Consider the following 24,557-nt stretch of genomic DNA (forward strand, 5'->3'; position numbering starts at 1 on the left):
GTCAGACCGCCACCGCGCCTCCTGCAGGGGCGATCGGATCAGCCCGGGTGGGTCATGCTCAAGACGTCGAGAGCCTTGTCGAGCTGGTCTTCGGTGACCTCGCCGCGCTCGACGAAACCGAGGTCGACGACGGCCTCGCGCACCGTCATCTTCTGGACGACGGCGTGCTTGGCGACCTTGGCCGCGGCCTCGTAGCCGATGACGCGGTTGAGCGGCGTGACGATCGAGGGCGACGATTCGGCGAGGGCCCGCGCGTGCTCGACGTTGGCCTCGAGCCCGTCGATCGTCTTGTCGGCGAGAGCTCGACCGGCGTTCGAGAGCAGACGGATGGACTCGAGCAGCGCTGTGCCCATGACCGGGATGGCGACGTTGAGTTCGAACGCACCCGACGCACCCGCCCAGGCGATGGTGGCGTCGTTGCCGATCACTCGGGCGGAGACCATGAGCACGGCCTCGGGGATGACGGGGTTCACCTTGCCCGGCATGATCGACGATCCGGGCTGCAGATCGGGGATGTGCAGCTCGCCCAGCCCGGCGTTGGGGCCGGAGCCCATCCAGCGGATGTCGTTGTTGATCTTCGTGAGGCTGACGGCGAGAACCCGCAGGGCTCCCGAGGCCTCGACGAGGGCGTCGCGCGCACCCTGGGCCTCGAAGTGGTCGAGCGCCTCGGTGACGGGGAGCCCGCTGTCGGACGCGAGAGCCGCGATCACGCGCTGGGGGAACCCGATCGGCGTGTTGATGCCCGTGCCCGTGGCGGTGCCGCCGAGGGGGACCTCCGCCACGCGGGGCAGCGTGGCCTCGACCCGCTCGATCGCCAGGCGGATCTGTCGTGCGTAGCCGCCGAACTCCTGCCCGAGGGTGACGGGCGTGGCGTCCATCAGGTGGGTGCGCCCCGCCTTGACCACGTCGGACCAGGCGGAGGCCTTGCGCTCGAGCGCCTCGGCGAGATGCGTCAGCGCCGGGACGAGGTCGTGCAGCAGCGCACCGGTGACGGCCACGTGCACGGACGTCGGGAACACGTCGTTCGACGACTGCGACGCGTTCACGTGGTCGTTGGGGTGGACCGCGGTGCCGTCGACCGTGCCCGCGAGCGTCGCGAGCACCTCGTTCATGTTCATGTTCGACGAGGTCCCGCTGCCGGTCTGGTAGACGTCGACGGGGAACTGGTCGTGGTGCCGGCCGCCGATGACCTCGTCGGCGGCGGAGACGATCGCGGCCGAGACCGCGGGGGCCACGATGCCCATCTCGCCGTTGACCAGCGCTGCGGCCCTCTTGATGCGGGCGAGAGCGATGATCTGCGCCGGCTCGAGACCGGTGCCCGAGATCGGGAAGTTCTCGACCGCACGCTGGGTCTGAGCCCGGTACAGGGCCGATGCGGGCACCCGCACCTCGCCCATCGTGTCGTGCTCGATGCGGTACTCGGATGTGGTCACGTCGTCGTGGTCCCTTCTTCGGCCCTCAGGGGGCGCTGTCGACCCGGGGCGGCCGCCCCGGGATGGTTCTCAGAGACGGCCCACGACGACCGACGGGTCGACGCGGCCGTTGGCGAGTGCGTAGTTGGCCCCGACGACGGCGAGTCGGCCCTCGGCGATGGCGGTGGCGATGAGGGCGGACGAGCCGACGAGCGACTGGACGGACGCCTCGATGTGCAGCTTGCCCACGCTGCGGGGATCGAGGGCGGCCCCGGGTTCGAGATCGATCGTGGCCCGCCGGACGGAGGGGACGATCATGTCGATCAGCCCGCCGAGGAACCTCGACCCGGGAGGCGCCTCCGACGTCAGCGAGTCGATGGCAGTGGCCACGGCGCCGCAGCTGTCGTGCCCGAGGACGACGATCAGGGGGACGTTGAGCACGGAGACGGCGTACTCGAGCGACGCGATGACGGTGTCGCCGACGACCTGCCCCGCGTTGCGGACGACGAACAGGTCGCCGAGACCGACGTCGAAGATGATCTCGGCGGCCAGTCGCGAGTCGGCGCAGCCGAAGAGGGCGGCGACGGGCTTCTGGCCACCGGCCAGGCTCGACCGGTGGTCACTGTCTTGGTGCGGGTGGTCGGGCGTACCGGCCACGAAGCGCTCGTTGCCGTCAGTCATGCGACGCCACGAGTCGCCGGGGGTCTGCGGGGGAGTCTGGGTGATGGGCTGCGATGTCATGTTCAGTCGTCCGTCTCGTCGGCGATGTCGGCGGCCAGCGCCGTCGCCAGGGCCTCGAAGTCGGCGTCGTCGGCCGTTCCGTGCAGCACGTACGAGCTGCGGCCGACGGTCGTCGTCAACGAATAAGCGTAGTTGCCGGCGTCGTCGTCGTCGCGTCGGTCGTAGACCGTCCAGTCGACGCCGTCGATCTGGCGGGCGGAGGTCGCGGCGCGGTTGTCGACGGCGGCGGCGAGCCAGGTGTCGTTGGCGTCGATGCCCTGCTCGAGCGCGATGAACTGCTCGCCCGGGGTGATGAACCCGATGTACCAGACGTCGACGTCGTCGGGTGTGGACGTGTCGATGTCGGCCCGGTTCGAACTCCAGGAGTCGGGCAGGACGGGGGCGGCGAGCGGCACGTCGACACTGGCCTGAGCCTGGGAGGCCACGGTGGCGTAGTCGATGTCCTGTCGGTTGACGGTCCCGTCGGGGCGCACGACGACCAGGATGAGGAACAGGACGATGCCGAGCGACGCGACGATCGACAGCGTCAGGTTGATCGCCGTCTGGTTCGCGTAGTGCTTGCGGGTGTTCTCGGCCTTGCGCGCGGCCGTCTCGGCCGGTGTCTCGGGTCGGCCCAGCTCGGCGACGATCCGCGGGCCCTGATCGCGTCGACCGCGGCCCCGTCTCGGGGTGCTCACGACGCGGGGGCCTGTCGTCTGGCGGCCTCGAGGCGCTCACGAGCACCCATCAGCCATTCTTCGCAGCGGCGGGCCAGCGCCTCGCCGCGCTCCCAGAGTGCGAGGGACCGCTCGAGCGTGGACGCACCCTGCTCGAGCTCGGACACGACCGAGACGAGCTCGTCGCGCGCCTGCTCGTAGCTGAGGGAGGCGATGTCGGCGGGGAGAGCGACCGCGGTGCCGTCGGCCGACGAGACGTCGGGCGACGAGCTGTTCGCGTTCGAGGCGTCGGAGGGGGCGTTGTCCACGATGTCGATCCTAACGAGGGGTGTGCGAGGCGGGGTGAGAGCGACCGGCGCCCGATGCGCGTGACTGCTCCGTGCCTCCTGGGGAGGGGTGGTCGTCGATCGGTCCGCTCGACTCGCCGGTCGAGACCGCCGTCAGACCGCCGCCGGAGAGCGTGAGCAGCAGCTCGGTGTCGCGAGGCGCATCGGAGGGGTCGTGCAGGACGGACCCGCCCGGCAGCTGCACGATCGCGTACCCGCGGCGGAGCGTGCCCTGCGGGGACAGCGCCCGGAGACCAGCGGTCAGCTCGGCGACCCGGGTCTCGCCCCGCTCGACGCCCCGGACGACGAGTTCTCGGCCCCGCGCGACGGCCCGGACGATCTCGTCGGCTCGGACGTCGACGAGGGTCTGCGGCGACGCGAGCACCGGACGGCTGCGGATCTGCTCGAGCCGGTCGACCTCGGTGGCGACGAGCGCCGTCAGCCGCTGCCCGATGCGAGCGCGGGCCTGCTGCACCCGAGAGAGCTCTTCGGTGACGTCGGGCACGACCCGTTTGGCGGCGTCGGTGGGCGTCGAGGCGCGCAGATCGGCCACCTCGTCGAGCAGCGGACGGTCGGCCTCGTGACCGATGGCGCTGACGACGGGGGTCGTGCAGCCGGCGACCGCCCTGATGAGCGTCTCGTCGCTGAAGCCCAGGAGGTTCTGGAAGTCGCCCCCGCCTCGGGCCACGATGATGACGTCGACCTCGGGATCGGCGTCGAGCCGCTGCACGGCCGCGGTCACCTCGGAGACCATCCGGTCGCCCTGCACCGCGGCATGCACCACCCGGAACTCGACGGACGGCCACCGCAGCTGCGCGTTGCGGAGCACGTCCTTCTCGGCGTCGCTGTCTCTGCCGGTGACGAGCCCGATGCACTGGGGCAGGAACGGCAGACGTCTCTTGCGCTCGGGCGCGAACAGCCCTTCGCCCGTGAGCTCGACCCGGAGTCGCTCGAGTCGCTCGAGGAGGTCGCCGAGCCCGACGTGCCTCATGTCGAACACCTGCATGGTCAGCGAGCCGCCCTTGACCCAGTAGTTCGGCTTGACGGCGGCGACGACCCGGTCGCCCTGCTTGAGATCGGCGGGCACCCGCGACTTGACGCTCGACCAGATCGAGAACGACACCGTGGCGTCTTGTTCGAGGTCTCGGAGCTTGCCGTAGACGTTGCCCCCCGACACGTTCCACTGCGTGATCTCGCCCTCGACCCAGGCCGTGCCCAGTCGGTCGATCCAGTCGCGCAGCTTGGTCGCGAGCAGGCCGACGGGCCAGGGGGCGTCCACCGTGGGCGGCGGGGGCACGATCGTCATTCGTCTCCTGTCGTCGACCGATGTCGAGGATGCTCGGTGAGGGTGGGCAGGGTCGGCATCGGCCGCATCGACACGACTCGACCCGCCGCTCTCAGTACGCGACCAGTCGTCGCACCTACAATCGACTGGTGAGCCATATCACCAACGGCGCCCTTGCCATCGACCTGCCGACACCGCGTGTTCCTGCGGTGCGTAACAGGCTAAGGGATACCCCTGTCACTGGACACAAGCGTGTGCTGCTCGCGGCCCCACGCGGCTACTGCGCGGGCGTGGACCGAGCGGTGATCGCCGTCGAGAAGGCGCTGGAGCACTACGGTTCGCCCGTCTACGTGCGCAAGCAGATCGTGCACAACGTCCACGTCGTGTCGACGCTCGAGAGCCAGGGCGCGATCTTCGTCGACGAGGTCGACGAGGTCCCCGAGGGGTCGCACATCGTCTTCAGCGCGCACGGGGTCTCGCCGGCCGTCGTGCAGGGCGCGGCCGATCGCCAGCTGCAGGCCATCGACGCCACCTGCCCGCTCGTCACGAAGGTGCACCGCGAGGCCGTGCGCTTCGGCAGCCAGGGTCGGCACATCATCCTCATCGGTCACGCCGGACACGAAGAGGTCGAGGGCACGATGGGTCATGCGCTCGATCGCACCACCCTCGTGCAGAACCCGGAGGAGGTCGACGACCTCGTCATCGACGACCCCGAGAACCTCGTGTGGCTCTCGCAGACCACGCTGAGCGTCGACGAGACCATGGAGACCGTGCGCCGCCTGCGCGAGCGGTTCCCGACCATCCAGAACCCTCCGAGCGACGACATCTGCTACGCCACGCAGAACCGCCAGGTCGCGATCAAGAAGGTCGCGCCCGAGGCCGATCTCGTGATCGTGGTCGGGTCGGCCAACAGCTCGAACAGCGTCCGTCTGGTCGAGGTCGCCCTCGAGCACGGGGCCAAGGCCGCCTACCGCGTCGACTTCTCGTCCGAGATCCGCCAGGAGTGGCTCGACGGTGTCGAGACCGTCGGCGTCACCTCGGGCGCCTCGGTTCCCGAGATCCTCGTCAAGGAGGTGCTCGACGATCTCGCCGACGCCGGCTACCTCGACGTCGCGGAGGTCGTCACGGCCGAGGAGGACCTCATGTTCTCGCTGCCGAAGGAGCTCCGCAAGGACGCGAGCGGTCAGGTCGACGCGCGCGGCCTCGGCGGTCGGACCCGATGACCGACGATCGTCAGCAGCAGCCCGTGGCGCAGCGCGACGAGCGTCCCCGCCCGCGGTACGGCGAGTACGCACCGGAGGGGTGGGTCAACCCCGTCGCCCCGGTCGAGACGCAGACCCCGCCCCCGGGCAGGAGCGACGGCACTGCGCCCACTCCGCAGGCGGGACCTCGAGACGCGTCGACCCCCGGTGCGTGGGGCGCGCCTCCTCGTCCCGGTGCCGGTGATCTCTCGGGAGCCCGCCGCTTCGACCGGGTCGCCACGTTAGTCCTGCTGGGCATCGGTCTGTACAGCGTCATCTCGAACGTGGTGATGGCCTCGACGTTCTCGTCGACGCTGCTCTCCGCCCTCAGCGGCGCGGGCTACTCGACCGACGCCTTCACCGGCCAGGAGGCCCTGCAGCGCTCCGGCGTGATCATCGCCGTGCTGACCGTGGCGGTCTTCGCGATCACCCTCATGTGGAGCATCCGTCGACTCGCCGCCCGCAAGGTGACCTTTTGGGTGCCGTTGTCGGCCGGCGTGCTGATGTCGATCGTGCAGATGGTGCTCGTGCTCGGCGTCCTGTTCGGCGACGCGGCCTTCGTCCAGTCGATCCTCGACGGTTCGGGCCCCTCGCTCTAACGCTCTGACACGACGAGAACGGGCCCGCAGCGCATGCTGCGGGCCCGTTCGTCGTCTACGGCGAGGAGCGCCGAGGAGGCGCGGGTCAGCTCCCCGACTGACCGAACGAGCCGAGCTGCCTGGTCGCCTCGACGACTCGGGCCGCCATGGCGGACTCGGCGACCTTGCCCCAGGCGCGGGGGTCGTACTGCTTCTTGTTGCCGACCTCGCCGTCGGCCTTGATGAAGCCGTCGTAGTTCTTCAGCACCGTGTCGGCGATCGAGCGGCTGAAGGCGTACTGCGTGTCGGTGTCGAGGTTCATCTTGACGACGCCGTTCGAGACGGCCTCGCGGATCTCGGCGTCGGACGAGCCGGATCCGCCGTGGAACACGAGCTCGAGGGGCTTCTCGGCCGTGTCGAAGCGCTCGCGGATGCCCTGCTGGATCTCGCCGAGCAGCTCGGGACGCAGCTTCACGTTGCCCGGCTTGTAGACCCCGTGCACGTTGCCGAAGGTCAGGGCGGCGATGTACCGGCCGTTCTCGCCGAGGCCCAGGGCCTCGACGACCCGGGTGACGTCGCCGACCGTCGTGTAGAGGGCGTCGTTCGTGCCCTCGTGCTCGACGCCGTCCTCTTCGCCGCCGACGACGCCGATCTCGACCTCGAGGATTGCGTTGATCGCCCGGGTGCGCTTCAGCATGTCTTCGGCGATGGAGATGTTCTCGTCGAGGGGCACCGCGGAGCCGTCCCACATGTGCGACTGGAAGAGCGGGTTGCGACCCGCTCGCACCTCCTCCTCGCTGGCTGCGATGAGCGGCAGCACGAAGCCGTCGAGGGCGTCCTTCGGGCAGTGGTCGGTGTGGAGGGCCACGGTGATCGGGTAGTTCTTCGCGACCTCGGTCGCGAACTTCGCGAAGGCGATCGCCCCGGCCGCGCGGTTCTTGACGGTGTGCCCGGCGAAGTAGTCGGCACCGCCGGTCGTGACCTGGATGATGCCGTCGCTGCCCGCCTCGGTGAGACCCTGCAGAACGGAGTTGATCGTCTGCGACGACGAGACGTTCACGGCCGGGTAGGCGAAGCCCTTGGTCTTGGCCTTGTCGAGCATCTCGGCGTACTGCTCAGGGGTTGCGACGGGCATTGCATCTCCTTCGATTGCGGGTGGTGGCTGCAGCCACCACCCTAGTCAGCGACGATCGGGTGACGCCCGGAGGCCTCACCGGGGGTCGTGCCTCGACGGGCGTCGGCGACGGAGGGCGAGCAGAACGAGCCCCGCGAGGGCCAGAGCCGCGCCGACGAGGGCCGGGCCCGCGGCGTCCGCACCCGTGAAGGCCAGCCTCGGGGCGTCCGTGTCGCCGGGCGTCCGTGACGCCGTGTAGTCACCGGGGCCGGGGCCGGGACCGGTGCCGGAAGCGGAACCCCGGTCGGGCGGCAGGGGAGTCCCGTCGCCGCCGTTCACCGGCGCCGGGAGCATCCCCGCATCGACCCGATCGTGTCGGGTCACTCCGGTCAGACTGCCGTCGACGACGATCTCGTCGAGTCGGGTCTCGGCCGCTCCCCGCTCGTCGACGTCCGAGTCGAACTCGTCGTCGCCCACGTGCTGGAGTGTCCAGCCATGGGGCGCAGCCCCGAAGTCGACGACGTAGTCGCCCGGGCGCAGAGCGGTGAACTCGTAGCGGCCCTCGGCGTCGGTCTCGGTCTCGGCCGTCACGTCGTCGCCCCGGTCGTCCGTCCCGCGCAGGGACACAGCGTGCCCGGCGACCGCGGGTTCGTCATCGGCGCGGACCCCGTCGGCATCCGAGTCGATCCAGACCCTGCTGCCGATCGATCCGGCCACGGCGCGTGTCGAGGCCACCGTCGACGTCGAGGTCCAGTCGATGCCGCCGACCCTGAGGCCGAAGGTCGAGGCCCAGGTCTCGAGACCGGCGGATGCGCCGTCGACGACCAGGTCGTGATGCACCTCCGCGCCGGCGGCGATGGGCTCGCTCCTCTCGACCCGGACGCCCGTGACCGCCGCGAACGAGGCCGGGCAGTCGTCGATCCCGAAGTCATCCGCCAGGCACCAGGTCGTCTCACCGCCGTCGAGGTTGGACGGGTGGACGGGGTCGTGCGAGAGCTCGTCGGAGGGGGTCGTCGTGTACCGGATCACATCCGTCGGAGCGGCGGAGGAGAGCGGCCCGCCCAGCTCGGCCCGCTCGCCGGTGGTGCCTCGCCCGTCGGCGTCGTGGGGGAGGATCGTGATCAACGAGCTGTTCGGCAGGATGGTCGTGCCCGTGTTGACATACGACAGGGTGAAGGTCGCATCGTCGCCGACCACGCGGACGGGCCGGTCGACGGTCTCCTCCGCGTCGAAGCCGCCGCCCTCGAGGACGGTCACCGTGCGGTGGGCGACTCGGGCCCAGAGCGCCGAGACGTCACGGGTCGACGCCACCACCGCCTCCAGCCGGGCCTCGCCGCCCACGGGGACGCTGTCGAAGCGGACGTCGAAGGTCAGCGGGTCGATCGTGTCGTTGACCGTGACCGGGGCGATCGACCAGGTGAGGCGCTGGCGGACTACCCCGTCGATCTCGATGCGATCGACCTCGGGGGTCGGGGAGGCGCTCCCCGGCACGAACGACGTGCCGGCCGGCAGATGGGCCTCGACCGTGACGGCCTCGTCGACCCGGTCGCGGGAGGCGTTCGTCAGGCTCGGGTACAGGGCGTAGGTCGTCGTCCCGCCGGCGGTGACGTAGGTCGTCTCGTCAGGTGTGCTGTCGGCGTCGTGACCGGGGTCGACGACGGCGCTCCGGATGCGGGCCATGTTGCTCGTCACCGTGAGGAAGTCGGCCCACCCTCCGTTGGCGGCCTCGGCGTCGCTCCGGTCGTTCGTCCACCCGGCGGTCGGGGATGTGCGGATGGCGGCGAAGGTGCGCGGGCGCGTCTCGTCGTCGAGGCGCGGCTCGATGCGGAGATGAGCGCCGAAGCTGATGGAGGCGGTGCCCGGGTGGTCGTACGTCCAGCGCACCGCACCGACGGACTCGGCGCCGCCCGGCACGGATCGCGGATCGGCGTGCCACTCCAGATCGTCGTCGCCGCAGGTCGCGTCGCGAGCCGTGGTGGGGTCCGAGCCGTCGAAGGCCGCGAACTCGGGTCGGCCCGTCACCGCGGGGAGCGTCGACGTCGCCCAGACGCCGGCGCGCTGCTCGCGCAGCGTCTGCACCGAGTTGTCGAAGACGATGCACGAGACGGCCTCCTGCCACGGAGCCGTGCCGGAGTTGCGGACTCCGAGCATGCTCATGACCGGCTGTGCCGGCGTGACGTAGGGGAGGTTGTTCTTGCCGGAGAGGTTGAACGAGGCACCCGTCTCGACGTCGATGCCGAGATAGCGCAGCGAGCCGCCGGCACCTGAGCCCTTGCTGACGTCGCGGGCCACGGAGTTGTTCGCGACGGGCTCGCCCTCCCCGTCGTAGTTGGCTCGACCGCTCACGGAGTCGGCGACGAAGTCCCGGTAGGTGTTCGTCGCCCGGAACGTCCCCTGCTCGGTGAGCTCGGGGACCCACAGGGAGACGTAGGCCGACACGACGTACGGCAGCGCGCCTCCGAGGATGTCGCTGCCGAGCACGTTCTTGGTAGGGAGCGACGACATCGAGGTGTCGGCCCCGGTGATCGAGATCGACACCGGTTCGCCCGGTGCCGCCTGGCTGCAGACGATCGTGCCCGAGTCGACGACGTTGGTCGACCCGCCGCCGACGCCGCCCGGCATCGACTCGACCTGGCCCGTGTTCGGGCCGCAGGCCGGAGCGCCGTCGAGGGGGGAGAGCACCGCCGGGCTGGCGTCGCCGCCGTACATGCGCGAGACGTCGTCGACGAGGGTCATGCGCTCGCCGAGGGGCTCGACCCCGAGGAGCCCGCCGCCCTCGACGAGACCGTTCCAGTGGACGAGGAGCGGGTAGACGAGGCGGAAGCCGGGAGTGACGCCGTCGGGACCCACGGCCTCGGCGAGCGTGGGCAGGGCGCGGTTCATGGATACGTCGTAGCGGGGCGCCGCCGATACGACGAGCGAGGGGGCGACGGCGCGGACGGGATCGTTGGCATCGGCGCGGGCCTCTGCGGTGACCGTCAGAGACGTCGCGTGAGGGAGGGCGACGGCGACCGAGGCGGCCACGCTCACCGTGCGGGCGCCGCTCGTCAGCGTGCCCAGTCGGCAGCGGAGGACGTCGCCCTCGATGGCGGACCCCTCGCGGGCGCAGTCGTCGGGCAGCCGCGACCAGCCGAGCCCGGGAGGCGCGGTGAGGGAGAACTCGCCACCCGACGCCGTGCCCTCGGTCGTGCCCACGGTCACGCCGTAGACCACCGCGTCACCCGTGCGCACGATGCCGTTCGCGGGGCCGCTGTCGCCCCCGGGGCGGTCGTCCGCCGTGAATCGGCCGAGACCGTCGCTCGTCACGCGGACGGCGATCTCGACGTCGTTGGAGTTCGGCGTGGACGTGGCGGTGGCGATGGACGGGTCGCCGAGGATGACGACGATCGCGGCCACGGCGGCGGTCAGCACCCTCGCGGATCGACGGGAGGTGAGCTTCATGGGCGCCTTTCGGTGGAACACGAGTTCTGGATGCGATCTGCAAACATATCGCACGTTGTCGAACGTCGACGACGCCGGACTATGCTTCAGGAATGGCTGACTCACCCTCCGGAACCCTGTACTCGCACCCCGATCGAAACCTCGGAATGGAGCTGGTCCGGGCGACCGAAGCGGCCGCGATCCGTTCCGCCCCCTTCATCGGCAAGGGCGACAAGAACGCCGCCGACAAGGCCGCCGTCGACGCGATGCGGAAGTTCCTCGGCACCGTCGCCTTCGACGGCGTCGTCGTCATCGGCGAGGGCGAGAAGGACGAAGCGCCGATGCTCTTCAACGGCGAGCACGTCGGTAACGGCTTCGGCCCCGCCTGCGACATCGCCGTCGACCCCATCGACGGCACGAGCCTCACCGCCGCCGGTCGCATGAACGCCCTGTCGGTCATCGCGGTCAGCGACCGCGGCAGCATGTTCGACCCCAGCGCCGTCTTCTACATGGACAAGATCGTCACCGGGCCCGAGGGCGTCGGCATCATCGATCTCGATCGTCCGATCGGCGAGAACATCGTGGCGCTCGCCTCGGCCAAGGGCATCGCCGTCGAGGACATGCAGATCGCGGTGCTCGACCGCCCCCGTCACGCCGACCTGATCGCCCAGATCCGCGCCGTCGGCGCGTCGACCCGTCTGCTGCTCGACGGCGACGTCGCCGGGGGCATCAACGCCGCCCGCCCCGACTCGCGCATCGACATGTGCGTCGGCGTCGGCGGCACCCCTGAGGGCATCATCACGGCCTGCGCCGTGAAGGCCCTCGGCGGTCTCATCCTCACGCGTCTCGCCCCGAAGGACGACGCCGAGCGCCAGAAGGCCATCGACGCCGGTCACGACCTCGACCGCGTGCTCGACCAGGACGACCTCGTGACCGGCGACAACGCCTACTTCGTCGCCACCGGTGTCACCGACGGCGCGCTGGTCGCCGGTGTCACGCGCAAGCAGGGCATGATCCGCACCTCGAGCATCGTGCTGCGCTCGCACTCGGGCACGATCCGCCGCGTCGAGGCCGACCACCTCGTCTCGAAGTGGTACGGAGAGACCGCCTAGCCCCTCAGGCTATTCGTCGTCCGCCCTCGCGCCGTATCGTTCTCGATCGGCGTCGAGGGCGGACGTCAGTTCGGCGGCCGTGAGGTCGCGCGGGGTCTCTTCGATGGGCGTCGGTGCGGCGAGCACCTTCGTCTCGTCGAGCATGCTGAGGCGACGGGCGGACGGCAGGACGGTGCGTTCTAGCGAGCCGACGAAGCGGTTGTAGTCGGAGACCGACCCGCGGAGCGATCTGCCGAGCTTGTCGACGTGACCGGCCATCGTCGATAGGCGGCCGTACAGCTCTCTGCTGAGATCGAAGAGCGTCTTGGCCTCGGCGGTAACGACGTCCTGCTGCCAGCTGAAGGCGATGGTCTTCAGCACCGACCAGAGGGTGACGGGGGACGCCAGCGCCACCCGCTTCTGGAACGCGTAATCCATGATCGAGGGGTCGGCCTCGAGCGCCGAGGCGACGAGGGACTCGCTCGGGATGAAGGCGATGACCAGCTCGGGTGACGACTCGAGCCCCGACCAGTAGCTCTTCGAGGCGAGGGCGTCGACGTGGGCGCGCAGCGCCTTGACGTGCTGGTTGAGCAGGGCCTCGCGTCGGGCCCCTTCTTCGCCGCCGGCCGTCGCGGGGATGGCACTGGCCTCGAGGTACGAGGTGAACGGCACCTTGGCGTCGACGGCGATGTTCTTGCCCCCCGGCAGGTGCACCACCATGTCGGGGCGTCCCGTGCCCGCGTCGGAGTGGATGCTCGTCTGGACGTCGAAGTCGACGCGCTCGACCAGGCCGGCGGCCTGCACCACGTTGCGCAGCTGGGTCTCGCCCCAGACCCCTCGGGTGCTGTTCGACTTGAGCGCCGACGCGAGACTCTCGGCGGTGCTTCGCAGGCGCTCTTCGGACTCCGCCGCGCTGCGCAGCTGCTCGCTGAGCGCGCCGTACTGGTGGGTGCGCTGCTCTTCGAGCTCGGCGACCTTCTGCTGCACGGCGGCGAGACTCTGCGCGACCGGGCTGAGGGCGGTCAGAACGTGCCCCTCGGAGCGGGTGCGCTCGGCCTCGGTGATGCGGATGTCTCGGAGACGGTCTTGGAATTCGGCGAGCCGTGCCTCCTGCCCCGCGATCTGCCGACGGTACTGCTGGTCTTGCTCGTGGAGCCGCTCTTGGTACGACTCGGCGGTCGCCCGCGCCGCTGCGGCGTCGGCGGCCAGCTGCGCGGCGGTCGCGGCGCTGCGGGAGCGGCCGGCCAGAGCGCCGACGAGGGCCCCGACGACGAGGGCGACGAGAGCGAGGAGGAAGGCGACGAGCGAGGAGACCATGTCGAGCAGTGTGGCAGCGGCCACCGACATCGCTCGCTGACGAGCGTGACTCGGAGGGTAGTGGCTCAGAGGGTCAGCTGAAGAAGACCTTGAGTCGCCGCCTGGTCGGCTCGGCGCCCTCGGGCTCGGGCAGAGCTGCCGGCTTCAGCACCTTCACCTTGACGGCGGCGAGCGACGCGAGCTCGACGAGGTCGTCGGCGCCGTGGAACGCCGATGCGTGCGTGACGATCGCCGCGCAGGCCTCGGCGTCGGCCAGCGCGTCGTGGTGCGAGAAGCCGGTGAATCCGGCAGCCGCGGCCGCGAGGGGGAGGCGGTACGAGTCGAGCGTGTACGTCTTGCGGGCGACCTGGAGGCTGCAGAGATACGACCACGCCGGGGGAGTGAGCCCGGTCGCGGCGCAGGCGGCCTTGATGACGCCCATGTCGAAGCCGGCGTTGTGAGCGACGAAGACGTCGTCGCCGGCGAAGTCGGCGATCAGGTCGAACTGCTCGGCCCAGCCGAACGCGCCGACGACGTCGGAGGCGACGATCCCGTGGATGCGCGTGTTCCACTCGGAGAACTCGTCGTGCCCCGCGGGCGGCTGGATCAACCAGCCCGCCTTGTCGACGACGACGCCGTCGCGGACCTTGACGAGGCCGACGGAGCAGGCGCTGGCGCTGCTCGAGTTCGCGGTCTCGAAGTCGATCGCGGTGAAGTCGATGGGCATTGGGTCATGGTCTCACGCGCCTCCGACAGTCCCTCCACAGGACCGGTCGGAGGGCGAGCTGCGCCTCCTCGGGTCCGCCCCGCCCCGGTGACACGGCATGGCCGGTACGCTTGACCCTCGTGGCTCTCACTATCGCGATCGTCGGACTGCCCAATGTCGGCAAGTCCACCCTGTTCAACGCCCTGACCAAGAACCAGGTGCTGGCGGCGAACTACCCGTTCGCGACCATCGAGCCGAACGTCGGCATCGTCAACCTGCCCGACCCGCGCCTCAAGGTGCTCGCCGGCGTCTTCGGCAGCGAGAAGATCCTGCCCGCGCCGGTGTCGTTCGTCGACATCGCCGGCATCGTCAAGGGCGCGAGCGAGGGCGAGGGGCTCGGCAACAAGTTCCTGGCGAACATCCGCGAGGCCGACGCCATCGCCGAGGTCGTGCGCGGCTTCGACGACCCCGACGTCGTGCACGTCGACGGCAAGGTCGACCCCGAGAGCGACATGGGCACGATCAACACCGAGCTGATCCTGGCCGACCTCGAGACCGTCGAGAAGGCGCTCGTGCGCTACGAGAAGGAGCTCCGCCTCAAGCGCGTCGAGCCGATCGTGCACGAGACCGCCGTGGCCGCCCGCGACGCCCTGCAGCGCGGCGAGGCGCTGTCGTCGACGAGCATCGACCTCGAGCCGATCCGCGAGCTGGGGCTGCTCACCGCCAAGCCCTTCATCTACGTCTTCAACGTCGACGAGGCCGTCTTGACCGACGAGGCCCGCAAGGCCGAGCTGCAGGCGCTCGTGTCTCCGGCGGAGGCGATCTTCCTCGACGCACAGGTCGAATCCGAGCTGATCGGCCTGGACGACGATGACGCGGCCGAGCTGCTCGCGTCGCTCGGGCAAGACGAATCGGGTCTCGACCAGCTCGCCCGCATCGGGTTCGAGACGCTGGGGCTGCAGACCTACCTGACGGCCGGCCCGAAGGAGACTCGCGCCTGGACGATCGGCAAGGGCTGGAAGGCCCCGCAGGCCGCCGGCGTGATCCACACCGACTTCGAGAAGGGCTTCATCAAGGCCGAGGTCATCTCGTACGACGACCTCGTCGAGACCGGCTCCATCGCGGAGGCGCGCTCGGCCGGCAAGGCCCGCATCGAGGGCAAGGAGTACGTCATGCAGGACGGCGACGTGGTGGAGTTCCGCTTCAACAACTGATTCACCAACAGCTCGCTTGTCGGATTGTCAACCGTCCACCTGACGAAATTCATCGTTAATTTTTATGACGATCAGAATAATTAGTCGCAGGGCGGTTAGGTATGCGGAGTAATGCTCTGAAGGTTCATTATTTCTCACCTGGGAACCGTGAACGTACTTGTTACGCAGCTCTGGCCCATTGTCAAACTGGGCGCGATTTAGCAGGTAGTTAAAATAACTCGCCTCTGCATTAGTGAGCAGTGTCTGTTCTTGATTCAGCCAGCCCGCTTGAATCCATCTATCCGCGCTCACTTTGCTGTCTTCGGAGAGCCAGTAATACGAAGCGGCTTCACGAGTGAACAGCTGGCGCAAGAGCTTTAAACTGCCCAAGCTGGCGAACTGAAGACGACCATTTTTCTCTTCGATAATCCGATGGTCGATGAGAAACGCAATAGTGCTCTGTTGATCGTCGCGAAAATTCGCGGCTACTAGTCGCTCTCGTAGGAGTAGCTGCGCAAAACTTGACGCCTGTCGGTCCTCGCTGATGTAATTGATTCGAGATTGGTCGGAGAAAAGCAGATCCGCGCTGATTTGTATCGGTTCGCCCTCGATGGCGTAAAGATATTTTCTTTCTACCAGGCTTGGCACCTGGGCGAAACTCACGGCCTCGGCGGAGACAGCCAGCAGTTCGAAGTCAACTTTCCCATCCTCCACGAACAGTCTAAATTGATTGATTACACCCTCCATCTCGGCGAAGAGGTGGCGCACGCGTGTGAGGTGCGAAGCACTCGGGGAGCTGGGCTCGAATGTGAAGTCAGTTGCCTTAAACTCTTCAGCAAGGTACTCAGTAAAGAACCACTCGATGACGGTTTCGAGGTCAGTCCCTTGCGTCTCGAGGTACCTCGCGTAGACCTGGCACTGGAGCGAGGCGCTCGCCTCCTTTGCTCCGAAAACGATTCCAGTTGGATAATCACGTTTGCCAACAACTCCTATGAGTCGCTCGATAACTCCTAAATCATTCGGATAGGAGGGTGCGTACAGAATAGAGTTATCGTCAGCATATTCGAAAAGGTACTGAAAATTGTTGAGGATGCTGGGGCGGTCTACCGATGAGTTGAGCCAACCCTCTCCATACGAATAACGTGCGACTGCTCCATTCATCTCAGTCTCAACTGGCGAGGATTGGTCACGGGATAGCGAGACCTCCGCTCCAGATGTAATTGCGCCACCTTTTGCGAAAAGATCATTGATAAGCTGTTTCTGCCTTCTTTTCGCAAGCAGCTTCAGCTTCGGGTCTATCCCAAGTTCTTTACCTGTCGAAGTTCGTGCGATCAGAGCTACATAATTGGGATGTGCTCGCTCGTGTCGAATATATGAGTCTAAAAGTGCACGTTTTTCGCTCGTGGTTATGTTAGCGGGGATATACAATGCCCTGTGTCGTTCCTGGCCTCTAATCTTGTCGATAAGCAGCTCGGCATGTTGTGGATCACCTAATAACATGTCGCGAATGCGCGTTTGGTACTTCTTAACGAGCGGCTTGGAGCCCAGAAAATCGCGTAGTGACAAACCCGTCGCTTCAAGTGACGGAAGGAGCTTCTCTGCCGGTATCGTCTCATAAGCACGCGCCTTCTCAAGTTCGATCAGAAGCTCAGCTCTGTACTCAACGTGTAAGTTCCAGCCGGCTGACGGCGGTTCGACATTAACGAGAAGATTAAAGAATTGTGCAACGGCAGCCTTGCCTTGAAATTTCCACTCTGATGCGGCCTCACGTTCGCCGCTTCCGTAAGTCTGGGGAAGGATTCCGGACTCGATGAAACAACATACGTTTACTATTTCAAGTGCGTCATTAACAGTTGTTGCGAGATCGGACGGATCCTGATTAAGCAGTTGCTGAATTCGGTCGAGTTGCCAGCCATTGGCCAGATCACGCGGGCCGAAATACTTCACACGATGGCTGTCGTCACGGTAATCGCTCATGGTGAGATCTCATCACACCAGTCGGTGTTGATGCAACAAGTCAGTTGGCTCTGGCGCGAGCGCTCGGGTTTATGTGCGGCTCGCTTGCAGCTGGCGGCCTACCAATTAGCAGCTGGGTTAATCTCCAGCATCACGGAGACCGAGAGAACGCCTCGAGCGGCACGCTGGGAGTAGTTGGTGTCGCGACGTCCTGAAGTTCCAGTTCGCGCATCAACCCAGGCGTATCTCGCTCCGCCATTATTCGATGGCTCGGGCTCTCAGAGGCGGGTAAGTCCTTCGAGCCCTGGATTGCCTGGTGAGCAGTTAGAGAGCGGGCCAGTGCGAAAGCCCAGCCTCGTAAACACCCGACGATGTTTGTCGTTCCGCTCTACGCTCGGCTGCCATGTTCCGGAAAGCGCCTCGTGCCGGTCGCGGCCATCGTCCCGGGGCTGAGTCTGCTCGGTTAGGAGGTGCGCCCATTCGTTCTGAAGAGTTCTGGAACAATGTCGGGAATCGGCTAGTCCCTCACGCCGGCTTTGTTGGTTACTGATCGCGTGTCTAAGACGCGACCGCCTCTTAGGCGCAGCATCAGCGATAGACCGCAATCGCCCGTAGGAGAAGCGCCGGACCTTTGAGCTCCGATGCGTTGTCCTCGATGACCACGCCAAGTCCAGCGGCTCCTTCCTTAAAGTTACCCACCACCGACGTAAGCGTGTCTCGTTCCATCTTCGTCACGGGCGCGTCCGAGGTCAGTCGTACCGTCGGCCACTTGTCCTCATCGCCAAGGACCATCTCGACCTGCGCCACGACCGTATAAATGCCATCGAGACGCCCAAGTCCGCTAATCAGCCAGCTCCCATCCAGAATTACGGCCACTTCGGGTCCGTCGCCGCCGTCTGGTCGAAGCATGGCCAGCACCTCGTCGGTTCCGCCGAGCAGGGCTTCAAGATTTCGAAGCCCACTCTTTGTCGCCTTTAACTCCTCGCCTTTTTGCGCGAAAGGAGATGACTGGTCCTGAGCTTTACCAGCAAACCATCGGTATAACCTCAGCACTGTTTGCAGCGGAACGATCTGAAGACCTCCGGTTATTTCGACCGTGTCCCCTGGCGCTACACCCTCGAGTGCTGATTCATCCCAACCGTCAAACTTACCAAGAGCGGCTTCTTGAGTAAGTTGCTGATACCACAACTCGAAGATTGAAAAGCGTGTCCGCGTCCGGACGACCTCTTCTTCAAACGAACTCGACGCCTTCTTGGCACCTTCAACCTTGGCCCCCACGCCGGCAAGTCCGGCGCTTATGCCTCCGTTGATGCCACCGTCGCGAGCTTGTGCGATCTTCGCTACGACTTCGTCTATTTTTCCCGACTCTATTGCCGAAAGGCTGTTGATGACAGTCGCGTCATCGAGGTAAACAAATCCACGATGAACACGCTTTTTTGGAGCATTGTAAATGACCATCTTTAGGGAGTACCTTCTTTTGGTAGTCGGTTTGATATAACGATACAGCCGACCGCTGACACGAGCGGTCGTCAGTCGCGCTGAGTTTGCTCGCTTGTGCGGCCTGTGTTGCGCGCGTGGCGTGCGTTATTGACCGGCAGCAACACCGAGTCGAGTGGCACCGGCGTTCGCCTGGTAGTGCAAATATGCGCTATGGTCGGCCCGTGGGGACATCAAAAACGTCATTTGGGTGGCCGGGGCTCTTGGCCATAATTGGGTCAGCGGCCGCCGTGGCGGCGGGTGTGACGGCCTTCTTGCTGCCTAGTTCTTGGGCGACGATGCTCGGAGCGGTGGCTACTGGCTTGGCCATCGGCTTGACATACATCATCGCTCGAAGGCAGGGGCGGGAGTCAACAGAGCTTGCGTGTGTGGTCGAAAGAGTCAACGGGGCAGTCGGGGAAATTCAGGTCACGGTCGGCCGAGTCAAGGATCTTCTCGAGGGAGTTGAGCCGCTTATCCGCAGGATGACTGAGCGGGATTCTGCCGAGGACTACGATCCCGAAGCTCGTGACGACGAGCCTACCGACGAGCGCCAGAAGCCAGCCTATGAAGCTGAGGCTATTGAATTACTCAAGGTGAAAGGCGCAGACCTTGATTTCGACAGGCTGGAGTGGAGGCCCAAGGTCGCCGATCCTCCGTTGCCGGGCAACCATGGTTGGTTTGTTCAGTCGCCCGATAAGTCGGCGCGCTGGTTCGTTCGGCGTGCGCGTGGCATGACTGTCAGAAAAGCAATGCCGCGCGACTTCCTACGCAAGCTTGAGCAGGACAGGGGAGTATCACCACAGTCGATCGCTCTCGACTTCCAGCTGAAGCAGCATGGGCTCGCGGCCTGGTACGCACGAACCTACAGCGGTGATCTTTACAAGGTTGCCCAGTCGAATGGTGTCCCGGGCAAGCCCATTAGAACTGAAAAGGTTGTAGAGGAAAACGGCTAGGAGGGCTCTCGACCATAAGGATTCGAACAACACGGCTCTGAGAACGTCGTCAAGCACATGACCGTAGCTCTGAAGGATAAAGCTCGTAGCGCTGTGACCCATTTCCCCGTAGATGACGGGTAGGGGCACACCCGCCTGTACCCGGAACCCACTGCTCAGTGCCTGAGCCCGCAGTGGGTCCGCCCCATGCGCTCGCGGCGTTGGTCCAAGCGTTCCGGCCATTTGTCTAGCTGACCTGACACATAGAGAAGTTCCGCTTTAACAAGTGACCAGTCTTCTGTGTCTCGTCGACGGGTGAGACGCGCGGGATAGCGTCGGGGATGTCTGCGTCCGTCGACGGCGCAGTGATCGGGGGGGGGGGGCATGAGCAGGCGAGACGTCGGACTTCGGAGGCGCTCCGCGGGACGGGCAGTCGGCGGCGTCGTGGTGATCACGGCGCTCCTGGCCTCGGGCGGTTGCAGTCGCGCCGAGAGCGCGGATGCCGAGATGGCCGGTCCTCGGACCGTCGCAGACGAGGTCGTCGCGGAACTCGCGTCGGGGCGCGAGGCCATCGGTGGGGACTGGCTAGGCGGCTGGGATCTCGCGACCCGGCCCTGCCCGGAGGGCGGCGACCAGTTCGCGGGGTATTTCGAGCAGCAGCCCGCGCGAGACCGCGGAGAGTCCGAGGCGGCGATCCGCGCCTCCTTGGGGGCCGACGGTCGCGACATGACCCGCACCGAACGCCCCGACGGCAGCGTCGAGGTCCTGCTCGCGCGTGACGACGGATTCCTGGTGCTCCTCACGGTCACCGATGCGAAGACCAGTCTCACCACGACGAGCGCCTGCTTCGCCGACGACGTCGACCCGAACCCGACCGACTACCTGCCGGCGACCGAGCCCGATGTCACGGCACTCTGAGTGTCCGCCTCACGAAGCACCCTGGCCGTCGGCGTCACCGCCCTCGCGATGGCCGCCCTGCTCACCGGCTGCGCGCCGCGCGACCGCCCGGCCACCGCAGCCGTCGACCCTCCGGCGGCCGCCGACGAGATCGTCGGGGCCGTGGCCGCCGATCGCGAAGCGGTCGGTGGCGAGTGGCTGGGCGGCTGGGATCCGAACCTCGGATCGTGCCCCGAGGGCGAGCAGTTCGCCGGCTACTTCGAGCAGCAGCCGGCCCGCGACCGCACGGCATCGGAGCGCGGAGTGCGCTCGGCGCTCGCACCCTACGGCGACGACGTCGTCCGGACCGATCGCCCCGACGGCAGCGTCGAGCTCCTGCTCGCCCGCGACGACGGGTTCCTGGTGCTCGTGACGAATCACCGACGCCAAGACGAGCTTCATCGCCACGAGCACCTGCTTCGAGGACGACCTCGACATCGACACGGCCGAGGTGCTGCCGCAGACGGAACCGGGCGTCGCGCCTCTCTGACACCGCGCCTCCTCGGTCCGGCTCGGCCTCGCGACCGGCCCGGGCGGGGCCGCGCGTGACAGCCCGGCGAGCGTCAGCGCAGCAGGGTGTCGCGGGGGTACTCGCCGAAGCGCTTGACGTAGGCGGCGGAGAAGCGGCCGAGGTTGCCGAAGCCCCAGCGGCGGGCGATCTCCGAGACGAGGGCCTCGTCGCGCGACGAGGCGACCAGCTCGTCGTGCGCCTTGTCGAGACGCACCTGCCGCAGGTAGTTCATCGGGCTCGCACCCAGGTGGTCGTTCATCGCCTGCTGCAGCGTGCGCGTGTGCATGCCGGCGGCCCGCGCGATGTCAGCCGGCGTGATGGGCTGATCGGCGTACGCGTGCACGTACTCGACCGCGACGCGGAGGCGCGCCGTCCGCTCGGTCCGCAGGCTGCTCGGCACGTCGACCGCCTGCCAGGGGAAGAGGTCGAGCATCGCGCGCACCAACGTGACCTGCGCCTCGTGGCGGAGCAACGGCGACGCCTTCTCGGTGACGATGGCGGGCGTGGTGGCGCTGATGGCGGCTCGCCAGGCGACCAGCGCCTCCGGCGTGGGGGCGGCGGTGTGGTCGAAGACGATGCGCTGCGAGGGGCCGCCGTGGCGCTCGGTCGCCAGGTCTTCGAGGAACGTCGCGTCGGCGTGCACCATGTTGTTGCGGTGCGGCGTCATCATGAACGAGAACGACGTCTCGGACGGGATCAGGAACGGCTGCCCGCCGAGACTCGTCAACTGCCCGCCGTGGTGCTCGATCGTGGCCGTACCCGAGCGCAGCCACGACACGACGTAGTCCTTCGAGTAGGGGACGTCGCCCTGCAGATGACCGGTGAAGGTCGCGGTGCGGAGGCTCATGCGCTCGTCGCCGGCGCTGGCGTAACGGAACACGAACGGCTCGTCGGAGCGGCGGGCGCGGAAGTGACGACCGCGATACAGATCCTGGAGGCGCGCGCAGGCGTCGAGGAGATCGTCGGTTCCCTCTTCGGAGCGGCGGAAGGCCGGGTCGACCTGCACGGCGATCGGGCGGGTGTCGCCCTCCTGCGGGGGTGCGTAGGCGCTCGTCATTAATCCTCCTGGTCCGATGCGGTCCGGTGCCGAGGCGCGTGGTGGACGCCCGGGTACGTCATTGAGACGTTCCGCGAGACGGAAACGTCACGAATCCGTCGGACCTGAGGGTTGTTCGGAGATCACGGGGCGCTCGATGGGGGCTCGGCGCGCCCCAGAACGGGGGTGCGCCGTCACCACCATCGACGGGGGTGCGCCGTCACCACCACCGACGCTCACGCGGCACGAGACCGGCCAGCAGTCCCACGCAGGCGAAGAGGCACACGACGCCGACGAGCGCGAGCGGCCCGTCACCCGAGGTCGCGACGAGCAGTACCACTCCCACGACGAGAGCGACGAGGCCTGCGACCAGGCGGCCCGTCCGGCTCGGCTTCTTCGTCGGGTCGTACCGGGGCACGCCGAACTCGCGCCGCTGGCTCCTCAGGCGACGCGGTCGCCGCTGGCTCCGCGAAGACGAGACCCCCGTCGAACCGTCGACGGGCCCGTCGACCACGCGTCCCCACCTGTCGCACCACTCGCCCGGCCCGATCTCAGGGCACCGGCCATGGACGGCCGTCTCGGCGTCGGCGATGTCGGCCGGGTGATGGAGGTCCAGCACCGAGGCCAGACTGACGCCGTCCTCGAGGCGACCGTCGGGCCACCAGGCGTCGAACGAGACGCGGCGGTGCGGCCGGCCGCCCCACCATGATCGAGCCTTGAACGCCACGGCTCGGACGGCCACCGGTCTCTCGGTCTCTCGGCTCATGCCTCGATGGTGGCACGAGCACGCACGGCGCCACCGGTCCCGGGCGTGAGTCTGCCTCGTCTAAGGTCAGGCATGAGCCGAATCACGCCCGCCCCCGCACTGCTGCGCCTCGGCGTCCTCGCGACATCCCGCAAACCCGACGAGCGGCGCCTCCCGATCCACCCCGCCCACCTCGAGCGGATCGACGCCGATCTGCGTGCGAGCATGACCCTCGAGCGCGGCTACGGCCTGCGCTTCGGCATCCCCGACTCCGACCTCGAGCCGCTCGTGGCCCTCGCCGACCGTGGGCAGATCATCGCCGACAGCGACGTCGTCCTGTTGCCGAAGCCCCAGGCTGACGACCTCGCCGGGCTGCGCGACGGGCAGACCCTCTGGGGCTGGCCGCACTGCGTGCAGGACCGCGAGATCACCCAGCTCGCCATCGACAAGAAGCTCACCCTCATCGCGTGGGAGGCCATGAACCACTGGCAGCCCGACGGCGGCTACGCCCTGCACGTCTTCCACAAGAACAACGAGCTCGCCGGCTACTGCTCGGTGCTGCACGGCCTCCAGCTCTGCGGCTCGACCGGCGACTACGGCCGCCGCCTGAGCGCCGTCGTGATCGGCTTCGGCGCCACCGCCCGCGGGGCCGTCACCGCCCTGAACGCGCACGGCATCCACGACGTGCGCGTGCTGACCAACCGCAACATCGCGGCCGTCGGCTCGCCCATCCCCTCGGTCGACATGCATCAGTTCGAGCACGACCCCGAGACCCCCGGCGCCAGCACGGTGAACACGCCCGATGGTCCGGTCGCCCTCGCCCCGTTCCTGGCCGCGAACGACATCGTCGTGAACTGCACCCTTCAAGACCCCAACGCGCCCCTGACCTACCTGCGGACGAGCGACCTCGCGACGTTCCGCCCCGGCAGCCTCATCGTCGACGTCTCGGTCGACGAGGGCATGGGCTTCGAGTGGGCCCGCGCGACGACCTTCGCCGAGCCGATGATCACCGTCGGCGAGACGACGAACTACTACGCCGTCGACCACAGCCCGTCACTGCTGTGGAACTCGACCACATGGGAGATCAGCGAGGCGCTCATGCCGTTCCTCCGCACCGTGATGGAGGGCCCCGCCTCGTGGCGCGAGTCCGACACGATCCGCCGTGCCATCGAGATCGAGGAGGGGCGGGTCGAGAACGACGCGATCCTCACCTTCCAGGGCCGGTCGCCCGAGTACCCGCACCTGGCTCTCGACGCCTGACCCGGGCGGCGCGCGGGCGGCGGCAAGCGGCGGGCGGCGGACAGTACGAGATCAGGACCGAGGAGGCGCGGCTAGGGCCGCGACGACCCGTTCCGTCCCGAACTCCCACGCGTCGTCGACGTCGCCGCCGAGCTGGAACCCGCCGTTCAGCTCCATCACCACGAAGCCGGCCACCCAGGCCGTGAGCGTGCGGGCCGCTGCGAGGGCGTTCTCGCCGCCGGCGAGCTCCGCGCCGACCCGGAGGGCCGCCCGGCTTGCCTCGGCCCCGAACTCCGCTCGCGCTCGCGGCATGCCGGGGCCCGGGGTCATGACGAGCTGGAACGCGGCCGGTCGCTCGTGCGCGAACGAGCGGAAGCCGTCGAGCACCTGCCGGGCGCTCGCCGCCCCGTCGAGGTGGACGGCCAGATCCGAGAGGGTGGCCTCCGCGACCAGCTGGACCAGCGCCTCCCTGCTGTCCACGCGTTTGTAGAGCGAGGGGGCGCGCACGCCGACGCGGGCCGCGACGGCGGCCATCGTGAGACCGGCGGGGCCGTCGGTCTCGAGCAGCTCGCGGGCGGCGAGGACGATGGCTTCGAGGGAGGTGCGCTCAGGAGACGGCATCCGTCGAGTATAGCTATTGACAGTAGCCATGAAGGCTAATTAG

22 protein-coding genes are annotated in these 24,557 nt (G+C 67.6%); 8 read left to right on the forward strand and 14 right to left on the reverse strand.

The window, feature by feature from the left end; translation table 11 throughout:
- Positions 1-38: 38 nt before the first annotated feature.
- From ACZ6JE_RS00630 to xseA, 5 genes are all read right to left on the reverse strand, one after another.
- Positions 39-1,433, reverse strand: a complete 1,395-nt coding sequence (locus ACZ6JE_RS00630; RefSeq protein ID WP_464317927.1) for a class II fumarate hydratase — start codon at positions 1,431-1,433, stop codon at positions 39-41.
- Between the two features lie 69 nt (positions 1,434-1,502).
- Entirely contained in the window at positions 1,503-2,153 is a 651-nt protein-coding gene (locus tag ACZ6JE_RS00635; RefSeq protein ID WP_197981787.1) for a carbonic anhydrase, read from the reverse strand.
- 2 nt (positions 2,154-2,155) lie between these two features.
- Complete coding sequence (locus ACZ6JE_RS00640) at positions 2,156-2,830, reverse strand: DUF4245 domain-containing protein (RefSeq protein WP_464317928.1); 675 nt, start codon at positions 2,828-2,830, stop codon at positions 2,156-2,158.
- Positions 2,827-3,024, reverse strand: a complete 198-nt coding sequence (locus ACZ6JE_RS00645; RefSeq protein ID WP_243213879.1) for an exodeoxyribonuclease VII small subunit — start codon at positions 3,022-3,024, stop codon at positions 2,827-2,829. Before ACZ6JE_RS00645 ends, ACZ6JE_RS00640 begins: the two co-directional genes overlap by 4 nt.
- 103 nt (positions 3,025-3,127) lie before the next feature.
- The gene (gene xseA, locus ACZ6JE_RS00650) at positions 3,128-4,441 is read right to left on the reverse strand and encodes an exodeoxyribonuclease VII large subunit (protein ID WP_464317929.1); all 1,314 of its coding nucleotides are present in this window, start codon (positions 4,439-4,441) and stop codon (positions 3,128-3,130) included.
- 188 nt (positions 4,442-4,629) lie between these two features.
- On the opposite strand from xseA, the gene ACZ6JE_RS00655 reads away from it, so the two are divergent.
- Complete coding sequence (locus ACZ6JE_RS00655; RefSeq protein WP_243213878.1) at positions 4,630-5,643, forward strand: 4-hydroxy-3-methylbut-2-enyl diphosphate reductase; 1,014 nt, start codon at positions 4,630-4,632, stop codon at positions 5,641-5,643.
- Positions 5,640-6,260 (forward strand): DUF6264 family protein, encoded by a 621-nt coding sequence (locus ACZ6JE_RS00660; RefSeq protein WP_464317930.1) that lies wholly within the window; start codon positions 5,640-5,642, stop codon positions 6,258-6,260. Before ACZ6JE_RS00655 ends, ACZ6JE_RS00660 begins: the two co-directional genes overlap by 4 nt.
- Positions 6,261-6,345: 85 nt before the next feature.
- Here the strand turns inward: ACZ6JE_RS00660 and fbaA are convergent, their stop codons facing one another.
- Both fbaA and ACZ6JE_RS00670 read right to left on the reverse strand, forming a co-directional pair.
- Positions 6,346-7,374, reverse strand: a complete 1,029-nt coding sequence (fbaA, locus tag ACZ6JE_RS00665) for a class II fructose-bisphosphate aldolase (RefSeq protein WP_192059636.1) — start codon at positions 7,372-7,374, stop codon at positions 6,346-6,348.
- 75 nt (positions 7,375-7,449) lie between these two features.
- The gene (locus ACZ6JE_RS00670) at positions 7,450-10,794 is read right to left on the reverse strand and encodes an SdrD B-like domain-containing protein (protein ID WP_464317931.1); all 3,345 of its coding nucleotides are present in this window, start codon (positions 10,792-10,794) and stop codon (positions 7,450-7,452) included.
- 92 nt (positions 10,795-10,886) lie between these two features.
- On the opposite strand from ACZ6JE_RS00670, the gene glpX reads away from it, so the two are divergent.
- The gene (gene glpX / locus ACZ6JE_RS00675; protein ID WP_192059641.1) at positions 10,887-11,885 is read left to right on the forward strand and encodes a class II fructose-bisphosphatase; all 999 of its coding nucleotides are present in this window, start codon (positions 10,887-10,889) and stop codon (positions 11,883-11,885) included.
- 9 nt (positions 11,886-11,894) lie between these two features.
- Here the strand turns inward: glpX and ACZ6JE_RS00680 are convergent, their stop codons facing one another.
- The gene (locus tag ACZ6JE_RS00680) at positions 11,895-13,181 is read right to left on the reverse strand and encodes a DNA recombination protein RmuC (RefSeq protein ID WP_464317932.1); all 1,287 of its coding nucleotides are present in this window, start codon (positions 13,179-13,181) and stop codon (positions 11,895-11,897) included.
- 73 nt (positions 13,182-13,254) lie between these two features.
- Positions 13,255-13,887, reverse strand: a complete 633-nt coding sequence (locus tag ACZ6JE_RS00685; protein ID WP_464317933.1) for an exonuclease domain-containing protein — start codon at positions 13,885-13,887, stop codon at positions 13,255-13,257.
- A 119-nt stretch (positions 13,888-14,006) separates the two neighbouring features.
- Between ACZ6JE_RS00685 and ychF the strand changes: the two genes are divergently transcribed.
- Entirely contained in the window at positions 14,007-15,080 is a 1,074-nt protein-coding gene (gene ychF / locus ACZ6JE_RS00690; protein ID WP_320477028.1) for a redox-regulated ATPase YchF, read from the forward strand.
- Positions 15,081-15,107: 27 nt separating this feature from the next.
- Here ychF and ACZ6JE_RS00695 read toward each other — a convergent pair whose 3' ends face one another.
- Both ACZ6JE_RS00695 and ACZ6JE_RS00700 read right to left on the reverse strand, forming a co-directional pair.
- Entirely contained in the window at positions 15,108-17,036 is a 1,929-nt protein-coding gene (locus tag ACZ6JE_RS00695; RefSeq protein WP_464317934.1) for a hypothetical protein, read from the reverse strand.
- A gap of 567 nt (positions 17,037-17,603) precedes the next feature.
- Positions 17,604-18,473: a DUF6414 family protein gene (locus ACZ6JE_RS00700; protein WP_464317935.1), complete on the reverse strand. Its 870-nt coding sequence runs from the start codon at positions 18,471-18,473 to the stop codon at positions 17,604-17,606.
- 203 nt (positions 18,474-18,676) lie between these two features.
- Here ACZ6JE_RS00700 and ACZ6JE_RS00705 point away from each other — a divergent pair, with 203 nt between their 5' ends.
- The 3 genes from ACZ6JE_RS00705 to ACZ6JE_RS00715 all read left to right on the forward strand — a co-directional run bounded on the left by ACZ6JE_RS00705 (position 18,677) and on the right by ACZ6JE_RS00715 (position 20,911).
- Positions 18,677-19,447: a hypothetical protein gene (locus ACZ6JE_RS00705; RefSeq protein WP_464317936.1), complete on the forward strand. Its 771-nt coding sequence runs from the start codon at positions 18,677-18,679 to the stop codon at positions 19,445-19,447.
- Between the two features lie 363 nt (positions 19,448-19,810).
- The gene (locus ACZ6JE_RS00710; RefSeq protein ID WP_464317937.1) at positions 19,811-20,344 is read left to right on the forward strand and encodes a hypothetical protein; all 534 of its coding nucleotides are present in this window, start codon (positions 19,811-19,813) and stop codon (positions 20,342-20,344) included.
- Positions 20,345-20,911, forward strand: a complete 567-nt coding sequence (locus ACZ6JE_RS00715) for a hypothetical protein (protein ID WP_464317938.1) — start codon at positions 20,345-20,347, stop codon at positions 20,909-20,911.
- Positions 20,912-20,925: 14 nt separating this feature from the next.
- Here ACZ6JE_RS00715 and ACZ6JE_RS00720 read toward each other — a convergent pair whose 3' ends face one another.
- Both ACZ6JE_RS00720 and ACZ6JE_RS00725 read right to left on the reverse strand, forming a co-directional pair.
- Positions 20,926-21,930 (reverse strand): helix-turn-helix transcriptional regulator, encoded by a 1,005-nt coding sequence (locus tag ACZ6JE_RS00720; RefSeq protein ID WP_320477025.1) that lies wholly within the window; start codon positions 21,928-21,930, stop codon positions 20,926-20,928.
- Between the two features lie 199 nt (positions 21,931-22,129).
- Complete coding sequence (locus tag ACZ6JE_RS00725) at positions 22,130-22,675, reverse strand: hypothetical protein (protein ID WP_464317939.1); 546 nt, start codon at positions 22,673-22,675, stop codon at positions 22,130-22,132.
- 72 nt (positions 22,676-22,747) lie between these two features.
- On the opposite strand from ACZ6JE_RS00725, the gene ACZ6JE_RS00730 reads away from it, so the two are divergent.
- Positions 22,748-23,914 (forward strand): N(5)-(carboxyethyl)ornithine synthase, encoded by a 1,167-nt coding sequence (locus tag ACZ6JE_RS00730; protein ID WP_464317940.1) that lies wholly within the window; start codon positions 22,748-22,750, stop codon positions 23,912-23,914.
- Positions 23,915-23,965: 51 nt separating this feature from the next.
- On the opposite strand, the gene ACZ6JE_RS00735 is transcribed toward ACZ6JE_RS00730, so the two are convergent.
- Positions 23,966-24,514: a TetR/AcrR family transcriptional regulator gene (locus ACZ6JE_RS00735; RefSeq protein ID WP_464317941.1), complete on the reverse strand. Its 549-nt coding sequence runs from the start codon at positions 24,512-24,514 to the stop codon at positions 23,966-23,968.
- Positions 24,515-24,557: the final 43 nt, after the last annotated feature.

It is taken from the genome of Frigoribacterium sp. AC759, from assembly GCF_979256015.1.

Bases quoted from the DNA above. Each gene is read 5' to 3' on its own strand.
- ACZ6JE_RS00730 (WP_464317940.1), top strand. From the start codon at position 22,748: ATGAGCCGAATCACGCCCGCCCCCGCACTGCTGCGCCTCGGCGTCCTC.
- ACZ6JE_RS00670 (WP_464317931.1), bottom strand. From the start codon at position 10,794: ATGAAGCTCACCTCCCGTCGATCCGCGAGGGTGCTGACCGCCGCCGTG.
- fbaA (WP_192059636.1), bottom strand. From the start codon at position 7,374: ATGCCCGTCGCAACCCCTGAGCAGTACGCCGAGATGCTCGACAAGGCC.
- xseA (WP_464317929.1), bottom strand. From the start codon at position 4,441: ATGACGATCGTGCCCCCGCCGCCCACGGTGGACGCCCCCTGGCCCGTC.
- ACZ6JE_RS00660 (WP_464317930.1), top strand. From the start codon at position 5,640: ATGACCGACGATCGTCAGCAGCAGCCCGTGGCGCAGCGCGACGAGCGT.
- glpX (WP_192059641.1), top strand. From the start codon at position 10,887: ATGGCTGACTCACCCTCCGGAACCCTGTACTCGCACCCCGATCGAAAC.
- ACZ6JE_RS00635 (WP_197981787.1), bottom strand. From the start codon at position 2,153: ATGACATCGCAGCCCATCACCCAGACTCCCCCGCAGACCCCCGGCGAC.
- ACZ6JE_RS00700 (WP_464317935.1), bottom strand. From the start codon at position 18,473: ATGGTCATTTACAATGCTCCAAAAAAGCGTGTTCATCGTGGATTTGTT.
- ACZ6JE_RS00695 (WP_464317934.1), bottom strand. From the start codon at position 17,036: ATGAGCGATTACCGTGACGACAGCCATCGTGTGAAGTATTTCGGCCCG.
- ACZ6JE_RS00735 (WP_464317941.1), bottom strand. From the start codon at position 24,514: ATGCCGTCTCCTGAGCGCACCTCCCTCGAAGCCATCGTCCTCGCCGCC.
- ACZ6JE_RS00725 (WP_464317939.1), bottom strand. From the start codon at position 22,675: ATGAGCCGAGAGACCGAGAGACCGGTGGCCGTCCGAGCCGTGGCGTTC.
- ACZ6JE_RS00710 (WP_464317937.1), top strand. From the start codon at position 19,811: ATGAGCAGGCGAGACGTCGGACTTCGGAGGCGCTCCGCGGGACGGGCA.
- ACZ6JE_RS00685 (WP_464317933.1), bottom strand. From the start codon at position 13,887: ATGCCCATCGACTTCACCGCGATCGACTTCGAGACCGCGAACTCGAGC.
- ACZ6JE_RS00720 (WP_320477025.1), bottom strand. From the start codon at position 21,930: ATGACGAGCGCCTACGCACCCCCGCAGGAGGGCGACACCCGCCCGATC.
- ACZ6JE_RS00680 (WP_464317932.1), bottom strand. From the start codon at position 13,181: ATGGTCTCCTCGCTCGTCGCCTTCCTCCTCGCTCTCGTCGCCCTCGTC.